We start from the raw sequence: 16041 nt of genomic DNA, 5'->3' as shown, positions 1-16041 counted from the left end.
GGGACCGCTCTTATTGATTATTTCTGCGCACAGATGCTAGAAATCAGTCATCATCGAGCATCAGTGCCTGCTCGGAACTTACTCTGAAGGAGCTGCCGCATGCCCACCACCACGTCTTCGCTCACCTCGGTCGAGATCGCCACCCAGCCCGACCGCTGGCGCCGGGCCGCTGCCGCGCTGCCGCAGCACGCCGCCGCGCTGCCCCGCCGGGGCGAGAAGGTGGCCGTGATCGGCTGCGGCACCTCCTGGTTCATGGCGCAGGCCTACGCGGTGCTGCGCGAGAGCGGCGGTCACGGCACGACCGACGCGTTCGCCGCCTCGGAGTTCCCCGGCCCGCGCGACTACGACCGCGTCCTGGCGATCACCCGTTCCGGCACCACCACCGAGGTGCTGGAGCTGCTCGGCCGCCTGCGGGGCACACTCGCCACCACCGCGATCACCGCCGACCCCGCCACCCCGGTGATGACGGCGGCCGACGCCGTGGTCGTGCTGGACTTCGCCGACGAGCAGTCGGTGGTGCAGACCCGCTTCGCCACCACGGTGCTCGCCCTGCTCCGCGCCCACCTGGAGGCCGAGGACGCGCTGCCGGCCGGCGTGCGCCCGATCGCCGAGGCGGCCCGGGACGCCGAGCGGGCGATCGCCGCGCCGCTGGCCGAAGAGGTGCTCGGCGCCGAGCAGTTCACCTTCCTCGGCACCGGCTGGACCTACGGGCTGGCACTGGAGGCGGGCCTGAAGATGCGCGAGGCGGCCGGCGCCTGGACCGAGGCCTACCCCGCCATGGAGTACCGGCACGGCCCGATCAGCATCACCGGACCGGGCCGGGTGGCCTGGGTGTTCGGCACCCTGCCGACCGGCCTGGCCGGCGACATCGCCCGGGTCGGCGGCACCCTGGTCGCCGAATCCCAGCACGCCGCCGGGGGCCTGGACCCGCTCGCCGACCTGATCCGGGCCCAGCGGCTGGCCGTCGCGATCGCCGAGGCCCGCGGCTTCGACCCCGACCGCCCCCGCAACCTCACCCGCTCCGTGGTGCTGGAGCCCGGCGATGCCTGAGCCGCACGATGAGGGCGAGTGCGTGATCGCCCTGGACGTCGGCGGCACCGGGATGAAAGGCGCGCTGCTGGACCGGGAGTTGAAGCCGGTCCTGACCGCGCGCCGGCCGACCCCGCGGGGCGCCGGCCCGGACGCCGTGCTCGACGCGGTGACCGCCGCCCTCACCACGCTCGCCGAGCAGGCCGCGCACCACGCGCTGACGGTCCGCCGGGCGGGCGTGGTGGTGCCCGGCATCGTGGACGAGGAACGGGCACTGGCCGTCTTCTCGGCCAACCTCGGCTGGCGCGACCTGCGCCTCGCCGACCTCCTCGCGCGCCGCACCGGCCTGCCCGTGACGCTCGGCCACGACGTGCGGGCCGGCGGGTACGCCGAGACCGTCCTGGGAGCCGCCCGCGGCGCCCGCGACGTCCTCTTCGTGGCCATCGGCACCGGCATCTCGGCCGCCGTGATCAGCGACGGCCACCCACTGCGGGCCGGCGGCTACGCCGGCGAACTGGGCCACCTGGTGGTCGAACCCGACGGCGCGCCGTGCGGCTGCGGCAGCCACGGCTGCCTGGAGACGGTGGCCGCCGCACCCGCCATCGCCGCCGCCTACACCGCCCGCTCCGGGCACGCCGTCGACGGCGCGGCCGGCGTGGCCGCGCTGGTGGCCCGCGGCGACGCGGACGCCGCGGCGGTCTGGGCGCGCGCGAGCGAGGCGCTCGGGGCGGCGCTCGCCACCGCCACCACCCTGCTCGCCCCCGAGCTGATCGTGCTCGGCGGCGGGCTCGCCGAGGCCGGCGAGCTGCTGCTGGCACCCGTCCGGGCCGCGCTGGCCGAACACCTCACCTTCCAGCGGCGGCCGAACGTGGTGCGCGCGGCACTCGGCGACGAAGCCGGCTGCCTGGGCGCCGGGCTCCACGCCTGGCAAGCGGCGGAGGGGGCGGGCGTGCCCGGGCCCGCCGGGGCGGCGGTGGCCCGGTGATCCTCACCGTCACCCTCAACGCGGCCCTGGACGTCACCTACCTCGTCGACGCCCTGGTCCCCCACGCCTCGCACCGCGTCGAGACCGCGCACGAGCGCGCCGGCGGCAAGGGCGTCAACGTCGCCCGGGTACTCGCCGCCCTGGGGCAACCGACCACGGTCACCGGGCTCGCGGGCGGCCCGACCGGCGCCCTGCTGCGCGGCGAACTGCGCGCGGCCGGCCTCACGGACGAGCTGGTGCCGATCGCGGGCGACTCCCGGCGCACCGTCACCGTCGTCTCCCGGGCGGACGGCGACGCCACCGTCTTCAACCAGAGCGGCCCGAGCGTCACGCCTGCGGAGTGGGCCGCCTTCACCACCCACTACGCCAGGCTGCTCGGCGACGCGTCGGTCGTCGTGCTCTCCGGCAGCCTCCCACCGGGCCTGCCGCCCGACGCGTACGGACGGCTCGTCACGCTGGCCGCGGAGGCGGGTGCCGCCACCGTGCTGGACACCAGCGGCCCGCCCCTGCTGTCCGCGCTCGCCGCCGGACCGGACGTGGTCAAGCCCAACGCCGCCGAGCTCACCGCCGTCACCGGCCGCCAGGACATCGCGGGCGCGGCCGCCGAGCTGCGCAGCATGGGCGCCCGCGCGGTGGTCGCCTCCGACGGTCCGAACGGGCTGTACGCCGTCACCGCGCACGGCAGTTGGCGCGCCACGCCACCCGAGCGGCTCAGCGGCAACCCGACCGGCGCCGGCGACGCCTGCGTCGCGGCGCTCGCCGCCGGACTCGCCACCGGCGCCCCCTGGCCCGAACTGCTGCGCGAGGCCGTGGCGTTGTCCGCTGCCGCCGTGCCCTGCCCGATGGCCGGCGACTTCGACGCCGCCACCTACCGACGTTTCCGCACCGCGATATCCGTGGAGGACCGCCATGCCGCTCACCCCGACCGATGAGATCGTCCAGCAGGCCGCCGAAGACGCGGTGGGCGTCGGGGCGTTCAACGTCGTGCAGCTCGAACACGCCCAGGCCATCGTGGCCGGCGCCGAGGCCGCCGAGCGGCCGGTGATCCTGCAGATCAGCGAGAACACCGCCCGCTACCACGGCGGCCTCGAACCCGTCGCGCTCGCCACCCTCGCCACCGCCAGGGCCGCGCGGGTGCCGGTGGCCGTCCACCTGGACCACGCCGAGTCGGTGGACCTGGTGCGCGAGGCCGTCGAACTCGGCTTCACCTCGGTCATGTTCGACGCCGCCAAGCTCCCCTACGAGCAGAACGTCGCCGCGACCCGCGAGATCACGGCGTACTGCCACGCCCGCGGTGTCTTCGTCGAGGCCGAGCTCGGCGAGGTCGGCGGCAAGGACGGTGCCCACGCCCCCGGCGTGCGCACCGACCCGGCCGAGGCGCGCGCGTTCGTCGCCGCCACCGGCGTCGACGCCCTCGCCGTCGCCGTCGGCAGCTCCCACACCATGCTCACCCGGGACGCCGTCCTCGACTTCGCGCTGATCACCCGCCTGCGCGACGCCGTCAGCGCCCCGCTGGTCCTGCACGGCTCGTCCGGCGTCAGCGACATCGACCTCGCCGAGGCCGTCCGGGCGGGCATGACGAAGGTCAACATCTCGACCCACCTGAACAAGACGTTCACCCAGGCCGCCCGCGCCTACCTCGACACCCACGCCGAGGTCGCCGACCCCCGCAAGTACCTCGGCCCCGCCCGTGACGCCGTCGCGGTGGAGGTGGCACGCCTGCTCGGTGTGCTGACCGGCGGCCAACTGCTGTGACCGGGACGGTCCGCCCAGGCCGGTAGGTCGACGTCGCCGCGGGCAGTCCCCTGTTCGAAGCGGTTCCGTAAGATCCACGGCATGAAGATCACTCAGCCTCCTTGGGACGATCCGGACGCGACCGCGCTCCGCGACAGACAGCGAGCCGAGATCGCCGCGATATACGGGACCCCGGACAGTGATCCCGGTGTGCCGCCATCGGCAGCGGACATCGCGGTGTTCTTCGTGGCCCACGAGGACGACGGCACCGCTGTGGGATGCGCGGGGCTTCGGCACCTCGGCGAAGGGGTCGGCGAGGTCAAGCGCATGTATGTCGCACCGGCCTGGCGCGGCTCAGGCGTCGCCGCACTGATCCTTCGCTCGCTGGAGGACTGGGCACGCGCACAGGGCTGGACGAGCCTCCGGCTGGAGACCGGGGACCGCCTGTCCGGTGCCGTGCGCTTCTATACACGCTCCGGTTACGAACGCATCCCGAACTTCGGCGCCTATGCCGACTCGGAGAGTTCCTTGTGCTTCGAGCGGATGCTCTGACTCACCTGACCTGTCGAGGTGGCGGGCGGGTTGATCTCCGTCCGGCAACGGTGAAGGTGCTTGTCGTCGCGGGGGCGGTGTGCATAGGGTCGGCGGAATGGCGACACGACTTGTGCAAATTGCGATGAATGCTCAGGATGACTCCGCGCTCGGCCGGTTCTGGGCGGAGGTGCTCGGCTGGGGCGTCACCAGCGAGGGGCCCGGCGTGACCAATCTCGAACCCGTGGGCCTCGTCTATCCCGACCCCGTCGCCGTCTACGTCGACGTCCTTCGCGTCCCGGAACCCAAGACGGTGAAGAACCGTGTGCACATCGACCTTGCCACCACCTCTGCGGCCCACCAGGCAGAGCTGGTCGCGCGCCTCCAGGCCCTCGGCGCGACGCCCGCCGACGTGGGCCAGGGCGACGTGCCGTGGACGGTCCTGGCCGACCCGGAGGGCAACGAGTTCTGCGTGCTGGAGCCGCGATCGATCTACCGGGACACCGGGCCGATGGCCGCCGTCGTGGTCGACTGCGCGGATCCGCGGGCGATGGCCCGCTTCTGGGGCGGGGCGATGGACTGGACCGTGCACGAGGTGACCGACGATCAGGCGGTGCTGCGCTCCGCCAAGGGCGTCGGCCCGTACCTGGAGTTCATCCGCACACCCGACGCGAAGACCGTGAAGAACCGCATCCACCTCGACCTCCGCCCGTACCCCGGAGACGATCAAGCGGCCGAGGTGTCCCGGCTGCGGACTCTCGGCGCCACCGACGTCGACCTCGGCCAGGGCGACGTGCCGTGGACCGTCCTGGCCGACCCGGAGGGCAACGAGTTCTGCCTCCTCACCCCGCGCTGACACGCTCGGGGCTGCTCGTCGGAGTTGTTCGTCGCAGTTGTTCGTCGCAGTTGTTCGTCAGAGTTGTTCGTCACGGTGGATGAGGTCGGCGAGGTCGCTCGCGCCGGCCAGGTCCGGGGCGAGCTCGGCGAGGGCACGGAGTCGGATCGCGTAGGCCTGGCGCTGGATGTCGGTGCCGTGCTCGGCGATGATCAGCGCGAACTGGCAAGCCTGGTCGGTGTTGCCGGCGGCCGTGGCGATCACGGCGGCGAACAGGACCCCGGCGATGTTCTCGACCAACTGGGGACAGGCGTCCGCGACGGCGCACAGCAGCGGGACGTCCCCCAGCTGCACGGCCCTGAAGCCGTACTCAGTGGCGGTGTCCAGGTCGGTGACGATCTCGAAGACCTGGTCGTGGGGCAGCTGGGCGGCGAGCTGCAGGATGGCGAGGTGCTGGCGGCCGACGGGGGTGTCCTGCCCCGCGAGCAGGGACAGGACCTCGTGGGTGAGCAGCTCTTCGATGTGCTCGTCGAGGAACTCCAGGGAGTCCGGCCAGGTGGGGGTGGTGATCCAGGCAGCCAGCAGCGTGTGCGCCTCGTGGTTGCGCCGCTCGCGGTCCAGGATCGGGTCGAGGCCGTGGGTGTCGGCCTCGGTCAGGGCATGAGCCAGGCTGTCGACAGCCGGGTCATCGGGGAAGAGGGACACGAGCAGGCGAAGGTGATGGCGGAAGTCCGGTCGCAGGATCTCGGCGGCGTGCGCGCGTAGAAAGGCTTCCCCGCTGCGCCAGTCGGCGGTTCGGTTCCATTGGTCGAGGAGTTTCAGGGAGCTGTCCGGCAGGGCGTGTGTGGCCCAGTCGGGCAGTCGCGGGTCGTGGAGGTCGAGGCCGGTCGCGGTGCGGCGGATCAGTTGCCGGGCACGTTGCAGGGGCTGCGGGTCGCCGGCGGCTGCGGCCTGCGCCGCGTGGAGGAGTTGGTCAACGGCGGCGCTGGTGCCGACGCGCTCCGCGAGGTGGGCTGCGAAGTGGGCCCGGAGCTCCGCCTGTGCCAGGGGGTGGTTCTCCACGGCGGCCACAGCGTCCTCCCAGGCAGCTGTGGCTGCCGCCGTGTCGCTCTGCCAGATGGCGAGATTGTTCAGGGACAGGGCGAGGCTGGGGAGGAAGGCGGCGGGATCGGCGGCTGCGAGGGTGCGGCGGATGTCGACGGCTTCGGTGATGGAGGCCAGCGCCGCCTGTGGGTTCCCCGTGTCGTTCTGCGCGTTCGCAAGGTTGTTAAGGGACATGGCGAGGTTGGGGAGGAAGGCGGCGGGATCGGTGGCTACAAGGTCGCGCCGGATGTCGACCGCTTCGGTGACGGACGCCAGCGCCGCCTGGCGGTCCCCGGCTTCGCCCTGCCGGTTGGCGAGGTTGTTCAGGGCGCCGGCGAGCTCGGGGAGGAAGGCGGCGGAGTCGACGGCGACGAGCTCGCGGTAGAGGTACACGGAATCAGTGATGGAAGCCAGCGCTGCCTGCGGGTTCCCCATCTCGCCCTGCCGAATGGAGAGGTTGCTCAGGGCACCGGCGAGCTCGGGGAGGAAGGCCGCGCGGTCGGCAGCGACAAGGTCGCGGTAGAGGTCGACGGTTCTGGTGATGGAGGCCAGCGCCCCCAACCGGTCCCCGGTCTCACCCTGCCGGTTGGAGAGGCTGATCAGGGCCCCGGCGAGGTCGGGGAGGAAGGCGGCGGGGTCAGCGGCGGCGAGGCCGCGGCGGATGTCGACGGCTTCGGTGACGGACGCCAGCGCCCCCCGCCGATCCCCGACGTCGCCCTGCCAGTTGGACAGGTTGTTCAGGGCGCCGGCGAGCTCGGGGAGGAAGGCAGCGGAGTCCGCGACGAACTCGCGGTAGAGGTCGACCGATTCGGTGACGGAGGCCAGCGCCCCCAACCGGTCCCCGGTCTCGCCCTGCCGGATGGACAGGTTGTTCAGGCCAACAGCCAGGTCGGGCAGGAAAGCCGCGCGGTCGACAGCGACAAGCCCGCGGTAGAGACCGACAGCCTCGGTGACGGAGGCCAGCGCCCCCCGCCGATCCCCGGTATCACCCTGCCGGATGGACAGGTTGTTCAGGGCACCGGCCAGGTCGGGGAAGGCAGCGGAGTCCGCGACGAACTCGCGGTAGAGGTCGACGGATTCGCTGACGGAGGCCAGCGCCCCCCGCCGATCCCCGGTATCACTCCGACAGCTGGCGAGGCTGTTCAGGGCGCCGGCGAGGTCCGGGAGGAAGGCCGCGCGGTCGACAGCGACGAGCTCGCGGTAGAGGTCGACGGATTCGGTGACGGACTCCAGCGCCCCCCGCCGGTCCCCGGTCTCGCCCTGCCGGATGGACAGGTTGTTCAGGGCACCGGCCAGGTCGGGAAGGAAAGCCGCGCGGTCGACAGCGACGAGCTCGCGGTAGAGGCCAACAGCCTCGGTGATGGAGGCCAGCGCCCCCCGCCGGTCCCCGGTCTCGCCCTGACAGTTGGACAGGTTGTTCAAGCCAACGGCCAAGTTGGGGAGGAACGCGACGGGATTGGCCACGACGAGCTCGCGGTAGAGACCAACAGCCTCGGTGACGGACACCAGCGCCCCCCGCCGATCCCCGGTATCACCCTGCCAATTGGACAGGTTGTTCAAGCCAACGGCCAAGTTGGGGAGGAACGCGACGGGATTGGCCACGACGAGCTCGCGGTAGAGACCAACAGCCTCGGTGACGGACACCAGCGCCCCCCGCCGATCCCCGGTATCACCCTGCCAATTGGACAGGTTGTTCAAGCCAACGGCCAAGTTGGGGAGGAACGCGACGGGATTGGCCACGACAAGCTCGCGGTAGAGACCAACAGCCTCGGTGACGGACACCAGCGCCCCCCGCCGATCCCCGGTATCACCCTGCTGGATGGCGAGGTTGTTCAGGGCCGCGGCGAGTTCGGAGCGGAAAGCGCCGCCGAGGGCGCGGTGAATCTCGACGGCCTCGGTGACGGACACCAGCGCCCCCCGGCGATCCCCGGTCTCGCTCTGCCGGTTGGCGAGGTTGTTCAGGGCCGCGGCGAGTTCGGAGCGGAAAGCGCCGCCGAGGGCGCGGTGAATCTCGACGGCCTCGGTGACGGACACCAGCGCCCCCCGCCGATCCCCGGTCTCGCTCTGCCGGACGGCGAGGCTGTTCAGGGCCGTGGCGAGTTCGGGGCGGAAGACGGCGGGCTCGGTGCCGACGAGCTCGCGATAGAGGTCGACGGCTTCGGTGATGGAGGCCAGGGCTCCCCGCCGGTCACCGGCATCGGCCTGGCGGCGGCTCAGGCGCCTTAGCAGTCCGGTGAGTTCGGCGGGCGCAGGGCTGCCGCCGGACCGCAGCAGCGCCAGCCGGCGGCCGTCGGCCCGCAACCCCAGCTGGGGCAGCCCGATGGCGGTGAAGGGGATGGCCAGGGCGAGGTCGTCGAGCCACGGCGGCGCGGGCTCGCTGTCGACGAGCCGCTGCAGCGCCACCAGGGCACTCCCGCCCTGTTCGGCCGCGATCAGCAGGACCGGCTGCCAGCGCTCCGGGCCGCCACCGGTCCAGGCCGCGAACAGGTCACCGGCCGCATCCGGATCGGCGGCCGCGGCGCGGTTCAGCTGGCGCAGGGCGGCCGACAACTGCTCCGGGTCCAGGCCGTCCAGGGTGCGGGCGAGCAGCTCGGGGTCGTCCCGCAGTTCGTTCAGGACGAGGTGGTCGGCGATGGGGTCGGGGCGCAGCGTGAGGGGTTCGCCCGGGCCGGGTTGCAGGCAGCTGGTCAGGGTGGCGTGGATGGTCTCGCGCCACCGCGCGTCGTCGGCGAGTTCCGCCACCGCGCGCAGGGCGTTGAGGGTCTGGGGCCGGGTGGTGGGGGCGCGCAGGGTCAGGCAGGCGACGGCGCGGTCGAGGACGTGCCGGGGGGCGTCGGCGGTGGTGCCGGTGGTCTTCCGGTAGGTCTGGGCCCAGTAGTCGCGTTCGTGGCCGAGGACTTCCTCGTACAGCTCTTCGCGGGTGGTCGGGACCCGGTCGGGGCCGCTGGAGAGGTGGAAGGCCAGCAGCAGGTGGTCCAGCGTGGTCCACTCCTGCGGCGCGGCGGCGTGGAAGGACTCCGGGTCGGCGAGGTCGGGGTCGTGCTGGAAGGTCCGCAGGGCGCGGCGGAAGAGGGCCGCGCCGTCGGGGTGCTCGGGGGGCAGCCGCAGGGGCGGGCGTTCGCGGCAGGGGTGGCCGTCGCGTTCCCAGCCCTTGCGCAGGGTGGTCAGCCACTGGCCGTCGGTGGAGCGGGCGGTCAGCACCAGCACGGCGGGGGTGGCACCGCGCTGGGTACGGCGTTTGAGGACCGCCAGCAGGTCGCGGGCATCGGCGGCGCGGGCGTCGGCGTAGTCGAGCACGATCAGGGTGGGCGAGGTGACGGCGCCCAGCCAGGCGCGTCCGTCGGCGTTCTCCCGCAGGCAACCGGTGTACCAGCCGTGGTCGGTGGCGAGCCGGTGGGCGAGTTCGAGGGCGAGGCGGGTCTTGCCCGCGCCGCCGACGCCGTGGATGACCGCGACCCCGGTGTACGGGCCTTCGGCGGTGCTGAGGCACCAATCGGTGAGGATGGTCAGCTCGTCGCGGGCCTGGAACCGCACCGCCGCGTGCTCGGCGCGCAGCAGCTGCAAGGGGCGGTGCACCCGCGGGTCCAGCGCCACGTACGGCGGGCGCAGCGGGCTGTCCTCGGGGCGCCGCGCGGTGGGGTGGGTGTCCTGCCGGCGCCAGGCGCGGCCGAGGTCGACGGCCAGGCGCCAGGCCCAGGTGTCGGCGTACCGGGCGCCGGTGCGGGCGGCGTCCGCGAAGGTGGCCCGGGTGCCCAGGGCGGGGGAGGTGGGGAGCGGGTGGGCGAGCCCGACCGGGTCCAGGAGCAGCAGCGGGCGGGGCGCACCGGTGAGGTCCTGCTGGACCAGCTCCTCCCAGCCGTCGGGGCGGGTGGTCCACACGTCCGCGTCCGGCAGCGGCGGCCCGTCGGGGTCGGGGTCCTCGATCCAGAGGCCCAGCAGCGCGTGGCCGGCGCGGCCGGAGTCGGGCGCGTCGACGATGACGACGAGGGGGTGCAGCCCGGCGTGCAGGCAGGCGGCGGCCAGGGTGAGGGCCAGGTCCAGGCAGGTGGCGTGCCGGGGGCTCCAGAGGATCTCGCCGGGTTCGCGGATGACCTGTCGGCCCGGCTCGTCGGAGCGGCCTTCGTGGGAGTAGGTGATGCCCACTCCTGCCAGCGCGTCGTAGACGGCTCGGGCCTGGTCGAGGCGGCTGCCGGTCGCGGGGCCCGGCAGCCGCACCAGTGCGGCGACCTCCTCGGGCAGGACGTACTTGGCGAGCGCGGCCGGCTCGCCCTCCAGCGACCAGCGGGGCCAACCGCTCACGGGCCCACCACCGCCACCGTGTCGGCGGCGTTCAGGTCGCCCACGCCGGGCACCGCCCGCGCGCTGACCCTCACGTCGTACAGCCCCGGTGGCAGGCCGGGCAGTTCGGTGCTGAAGCCACCGCTCTCCTGGTCCTGCTGGTCCTGGTCGAGGCGCACCTCCGCCACCGTGCGCCGCGGTTCCCCGACCGGCCGCAGCACCGCCCACACGGCAGCGGGCCCCTCCGCGGGCAGGACGTCGCCGCGCAGCCGCACCCGCAGCGGGATCGGCGTCCCCTCGGGGTGGAGTTCGTCCAGGTCCAGCCCGAGGGCCGCCTCCCGCTCCTCCCCCCGCACGGCGGCGAGCGGCGCCCGGTCCTCGTAGGCCTGCACCAGGGCGGGGATCCAGGGAGCGGAGGCCAGCGGTCCGTGCCGGTCGCGGGCGCGCCAGCCGGAGGTGTCGTACCCGCTCATCTCCACCGGCACCGCGGAGATCGCCGGTACCGTGCCGTCCCCGTGGTCCTTCTCCCAGCCGGCCAGGTCCAGCCAGTGCGGCAGCTTCTTGCTGACGGTCAGCCGGCGTCCGTCCCACCGTGCCGAACCGGCGGTGGCGTGGCTCCACCCGAGCCGCGGCACCACCTGCGGCGCGTCCGGGGTGCGCGGGATCTCCTGCCACGCCCGGTCGATCTCCTGGTGCACGGCGAAGGCCGCCCTGGCCGCCGCGCCCAGCCCGGCGGCCGGCACCTCGTGCGGGTAGCGGGCGGTGTTCGCGGTGGTGTCCCAGACGGCCGGGTAGCGCGGCAGCAGCTCGGCCATCGAGGGCCACTCCCGCAGGAGGTCGCTGACGCCGTCCAGCCGCGAGCCGAGCAGCCGCACGCCGTTGGTCAGCAGGTCCAGGGCCTTGGGGGCGCCGCGGTGCGGGGTGCCGAGGGTGATCAGGGACCGGCACAGCCGCCATCCGCCCAGCGGGCCGAGCCAGTAGCGGGCGACCAGGCCGCCCATCGAGTGCGCCACGATCACCACGCGGCCCGCCCGCTCGGCCTCGCCGCAGTCCTTCAGCCGTTCGTGGACGTCGGCGGCCAGCAACTCGGCGGCGTGCGCGACCCCCAGGCGGAAGTCGTAGGGGAAGACCACCACGTCCGCCGCCAGGTCGCGCCGTTCGGGGTGCCCCTCGTCCAGCCGCACTCCCGGCAGCGCCCGCAGGCCGCCCAGGAGCTTCTCGTAGCCGGGAACGACGGTCCACCCGGGCAGCAGCCGCTTGGAGCTGATCAGTCCGGTCGCCCGCAGCGGCTCGTCCACCGCCAGCCGGTCCGGCCCCCACAGCAGGCCGGCGAGGTCACCGAATCCGGCGTCCCAGACCGTCTTCGCGGGCCGCCCGCCCGTCCCGGGCCGCTCCAGCACACTGCCGCCGATCCCCGGCAGCACGTACACCACATGCCTACGACTCAACACGCCTCCGCTCAGCCGGCTCCGCCGGGCCGCCCCCTGGTCCTGGACGGCCCACCGCGGATGCCCATGCTCCGGCCTACCGCGCCCCGACGGCGCGGGATTTCACGGCCGGTGTCCAACCTGATACACACCCGCGCTGCCGCCCGTCAACCGACGTCCTGCGGCAGCAGCAGCCGCAGCTCGTCCAACGTGGCTTCGCCGCCCGCGCGTTCGAGGACGGCGATCCGGCGGGCGTGCGCCGTCCTGGCCGCCTCCAGCAGCTTGCGCACCTCGCGGGCGTTGCCCTGGGCGAAGCGCTCGCGCTCGGCGGCCATCAGCAGGCGGGCCACTTCGGCGGTGGCGGCGGGCAGTTCGAAGCCGGCGCGCTCCGCCTGGTGGGCGAGGATGGTGGCTAGCTCCGCCAACTCGTAGGCGGGGAACTCGACGGTCCGGGAGAAGCGCGAGGCCAGCCCTGGGTTGGCGGCCAGGAAGGCGGCCATCTGCCCGGTGTAGCCGGCCGCGATGACCACCACCTCGTCGCGGTGGTCCTCCATCAGCTTGACCAGCGTGTCCACCGCCTCCTGCCCGAAGTCGTGCTGGGAGCCGGTGTCCCTGGTCAGGGTGTACGCCTCGTCGATGAAGAGCACCCCGCCGCGGGCGCGTTCGAAGACCTCCGTGGTCAGGATCGCGGTGGAGCCGATGAACTTCCCCACCAGGTCGGCCCGGGAGACCTCCACCACCTGGCCGCGCGCCAGCACGCCGAGGGCGGCGAGCAGCGAGCCGTAGAGCCGGGCGACCGTCGTCTTGCCGGTGCCCGGCGGCCCGGCGAAGACCAGGTGGCCGGGCGCCGGGTCGACGGGCAGCCCGGCACGTTCCCTGCGGCGGGTGGTCACGATCAGGTCGATCAGGTCGCTGATCTCGCCCTTGATCCCCTCCAGGCCCACCATCGCGGCGAGTTCGTCCAGGATCGCCTGCAGCTGCCCGGGGTCCCTGGCGTCACCGAACCGGGCGCCCAGCCCGCGCTGCACGATGCCGTCCAAGTCCTGCGGGAGCAGCTGGACCAGGTCGGCGGAGGAGGGCGCGGCCGACTGCTCGGCCAGGCGCAACGCCTGCTGCTCCAGGGCGGCTTCGAAGATCCGGCGCGCCTCGCGCCCGTTGCCGAAGGTCTCGGTGCGCCGCACCCCGCGGAAGTGGACGCCCAGCGCCGCCCTGGCCTCGGCGGCCAGCGTGAAGCCGTACTGCCCGGCCAGCCCGTCGACGATGCCCACCAGCTCGTCCGGGCTGTAGTCCTCGAACTCCAGGGTGCGCGAGACCCGCGACTGCAGCCCCGGGTTGGCGCCGAGGAACTCGCGCATCTCGGCCGAGTAGCCGGCGAACACCACCACGACCTCGTCGCGGTGGTCCTCCATCAGCTTGACCAGGGCGTCGATGGCCTCCTGCCCGAAGTCGGTGCCGGTGCCGAAGCGGCGGGAGAGCGTGTATGCCTCGTCGATGAAGAGCACCCCGCCGCGCGCCTTGGTGAAGACGGCGGTGGTCTTGCGGGTGGTCTCGCCCAGCGCCGAGCCGACCAGGTCGGCGCGCGAGACCTCGCTGAAGTGGCCCGCGGAGACCACGCCGAGGGCCGCCAGCAGCTGCCCGTAGACCCGGGCGACCGTGGTCTTGCCGGTGCCGGGCGAGCCGGAGAACACCATGTGCCGCCCGATCACCGGCCCTTCGGGCAGGCCGGCGCCGCGGCGCTGCTCGACCACCCGCAGGAAGCTGACCAGCTTCCTGATCTCCCGCTTCACCGCGCCGAGGCCGATCATGGCGTCGAGTTCGGCGAGCAGTTCCTCCACCGACCGGGCGCCGGGCGCCGCCCCGCCGGCGGTGCCGGCCGGGGTCCGCGGCGCCGCGGACCCCGGGGGTGCCGGGGGTGCCGGGGGTGGCGGGAGCGGGGAGCCGGACGGGGCCGCCGAGGCCGCCGCCGCCTGCGGGTCGTCATCGCCCGCCGGCTCGACGTCGAACAGGTCCTCCGCCGCGTTCTCCCGCGACACCAGCTCGGAGAACTCCACCCGGGCGCCGCGCACGGTGACGATCCCCTGGCCGCCGGTCCCGGTGACCACGCAGCCGCGCAGCACCGCCGAGGCACCGGGATCGGCGGCGAAGCCGATCTTGTGATTGCCGGTCAGCCGGGTGCCCTCCAGCGCCACCCGCCCGTCGGCGGCCACCGCCACCCCGATCTCGCACTGCGCGACCGAGCCGTTCACCAGCACCGCCTCGCCAGCGGCGAGCGCGGTGACGCCGGAGTCGCCGGAGTCGCGGATCCCGCAGTCGGTGAGGCGGGCACTGCCGCCCGCGTCCACCGCCAGCCCGAACCGCGCCGCGTCGTGCACGGTGACCCGGGTGGCCGTGAGGACTCCCCCGTTGGTGCACCAGACGCCGTCCTGCGCCGCGTCGGCGATCCGCAGGCCCTCCACGTCGGCCCGGCCCTGGTCGCGCACCACCAGGGCGCACTGCCCCGACCCGGTGATCACCCCGCCGTGGACGGCGGCCTTGGCGTGGCTCTCCACCAGGATCCCGCTGAAGCCGGGGCTGTCGACCTCGCAGTCCTGGATCAGCGGCGCGGATCCCGTGGTCACCCAGATCCCGTGCTGGGCGGCCCGGTGCACCCGGCTGCCGCGCACGCTGACCTTGCTGCTGTCCCGCAGCGCGATCCCGCAGGACCGCGCGCCGGTGACCTCGGTGTTCTCGATCATCCCGGCGGCGTCCGAGTAGACGACCGCGCCGTCGCGCACGGTGCAGCGCCGCAGGAACAGCTCCGCGCCGCCCCAGGCGCTCACCGCCGTGTCGGAGGCACTGACGAACTCGCAGTCCTCCGCCACCGCGGAGCCGCCGTTCACCCGCAGCACGGCGCCGGACTCGTGCCAGTTGCGCAGCGCCAGGCCCCGCAGCGTGACCCGGCCCTCGACCAGCAGGTCGTACTCGCCGGAGCCGTCGATGGTCACCGACCCCGGCCCGCCCAGCGCGGTGATCACCAGGGTGCCCCAGCAGCGCAGCGGCCCGGTCCGGTACTGCCCCGGCGCGACCACCACCTGCCGCGGCCCCGCCGGCCACGGCGCCTCCAACGCGTCGCCGATCGTCCGGAACGCCCCCGGATCCGTCTGCGACACGAACATGTTGAACAACGGGCCCCCCGCGATCGGGATTCATGATCGGCGGGCCCGATCGTAGTCGATCCGCCCCCGGGCGCCCCGGGGCTATTCCCCGGTCGCGGACGCGGCCGGGTCGCCGTGGTCGGGCCAGACGCCGATGTGGTCGCGCTCCAGGACCAGGCGCACCCGGTGGGCCAGGCCCAGGGACTCGGTGAACTCGCGGGGCAGTTGGAGGCGACCCACCCGGTCCAGCACGGTGTACTCCTGTGCCACCAGCGGGCTGCCCTCGGCCTCGCCGGCCGCGCGGCGCAGCAGCTCGGTGGCGGTGCGCCCGTCGCGGATCCGCACGGTGCGGCGGACCTGCTCGGCCACCATCGCGTCGTGGGTGACGATCAGCACGGTGGTGCCCAGCTCGCGGTTGGCGGTGCGCAGCGCGTCGAAGACCTCCGCCGCGGTGGCGCTGTCCAGCTCGCCGGTGGGTTCGTCGGCCAGCAGCAGCTCGGGGCGGTTGGCCAGGGCGACCGCGATCGCCACCCGCTGCTGCTCGCCGCCGGAGAGCGCGGCCGGGGTGCGGTCGGCGGCCGCGGCGATGCCCATCAGGTCGAGCAGCTCCAGCGCCCGGGCGGCGCGCTGAGGGCGCGGCAGGTTCACGTAGCCCATCGGCAGCTGCACGTTCTCCCGGGCCGTCAGGTACGGCAGCAGGTTGCGCGCGGTCTGCTGCTGGACCACTCCGACGGTGCGGCGCCGGTAGGCGGTCCGCTCGCGCCGCTTGAGCGCCCCGAGGTCGGCGCCGGCCACCTCGGCGGTGCCTGCGCTGGGGGCGTCGAGCCCGGCCAGGATGCCGAGCAGGGTCGACTTGCCGGAGCCGGAGGCGCCGACCAGCGCCGTCAGCTCGCCCCGCGCCACGGTGAGGTCGAGCCCCTGCAGGGCCTGCACCTCCACCCCGGCGCGGCCCGCCGCGCCGGTGCGGAAGATCCGCACCAGGCTCTGGCACACCACCATGGGACC

The 16041-nt window shown here is 74.0% G+C and carries 10 protein-coding genes; 6 read left to right on the top strand and 4 right to left on the bottom strand.

The genetic code is table 11. The features are described from left to right. The first annotated feature begins 99 nt into the window (after nt 1–99). The 6 genes from OG455_RS33700 (at nt 100) to OG455_RS33675 (ending at nt 5135) form a co-directional block, all read left to right on the top strand. Nucleotides 100–1050 (top strand): SIS domain-containing protein, encoded by a 951-nt coding sequence (locus OG455_RS33700; RefSeq protein ID WP_266300078.1) that lies wholly within the window; start codon nt 100–102, stop codon nt 1048–1050. Beyond that, complete coding sequence (locus OG455_RS33695) at nt 1043–2014, top strand: ROK family protein (RefSeq protein WP_266300077.1); 972 nt, start codon at nt 1043–1045, stop codon at nt 2012–2014. The genes OG455_RS33700 and OG455_RS33695 overlap by 8 nt, the downstream gene beginning before the upstream one ends. Continuing rightward, a complete protein-coding gene (locus tag OG455_RS33690) occupies nt 2011–2946 on the top strand; it encodes a 1-phosphofructokinase family hexose kinase (protein WP_266300076.1) in 936 nt (311 codons plus the stop codon). Before OG455_RS33695 ends, OG455_RS33690 begins: the two co-directional genes overlap by 4 nt. Continuing rightward, nucleotides 2924–3769, top strand: a complete 846-nt coding sequence (locus OG455_RS33685; protein WP_266300075.1) for a class II fructose-bisphosphate aldolase — start codon at nt 2924–2926, stop codon at nt 3767–3769. The genes OG455_RS33690 and OG455_RS33685 overlap by 23 nt, the downstream gene beginning before the upstream one ends. Nucleotides 3770–3850: 81 nt before the next feature. Continuing rightward, a complete protein-coding gene (locus OG455_RS33680; RefSeq protein ID WP_266300074.1) occupies nt 3851–4300 on the top strand; it encodes a GNAT family N-acetyltransferase in 450 nt (149 codons plus the stop codon). Between the two features lie 97 nt (nt 4301–4397). Continuing rightward, entirely contained in the window at nt 4398–5135 is a 738-nt protein-coding gene (locus OG455_RS33675; protein ID WP_266300073.1) for a VOC family protein, read from the top strand. 57 nt (nt 5136–5192) lie between these two features. On the opposite strand, the gene OG455_RS33670 is transcribed toward OG455_RS33675, so the two are convergent. From OG455_RS33670 to OG455_RS33655, 4 genes are all read right to left on the bottom strand, one after another. After that, nucleotides 5193–10496, bottom strand: a complete 5304-nt coding sequence (locus OG455_RS33670; RefSeq protein ID WP_266300072.1) for a tetratricopeptide repeat protein — start codon at nt 10494–10496, stop codon at nt 5193–5195. Continuing rightward, nucleotides 10493–11923: a triacylglycerol lipase gene (locus tag OG455_RS33665; protein ID WP_266300071.1), complete on the bottom strand. Its 1431-nt coding sequence runs from the start codon at nt 11921–11923 to the stop codon at nt 10493–10495. Before OG455_RS33665 ends, OG455_RS33670 begins: the two co-directional genes overlap by 4 nt. Nucleotides 11924–12069: 146 nt before the next feature. Then, a complete protein-coding gene (locus OG455_RS33660; protein ID WP_266300070.1) occupies nt 12070–15051 on the bottom strand; it encodes an AAA family ATPase in 2982 nt (993 codons plus the stop codon). A gap of 87 nt (nt 15052–15138) precedes the next feature. Next, nucleotides 15139–16035, bottom strand: coding sequence for an ABC transporter ATP-binding protein (locus OG455_RS33655; protein WP_266301052.1), 897 nt, complete (start codon nt 16033–16035; stop codon nt 15139–15141). Between the last annotated feature and the right edge of the window lie 6 nt (nt 16036–16041).

Source organism: Kitasatospora sp. NBC_01287 (genome assembly GCF_026340565.1).
Taxonomy (GTDB): domain Bacteria; phylum Actinomycetota; class Actinomycetes; order Streptomycetales; family Streptomycetaceae; genus Kitasatospora.
This window is presented reverse-complemented; position numbering and strand designations above follow the sequence as displayed.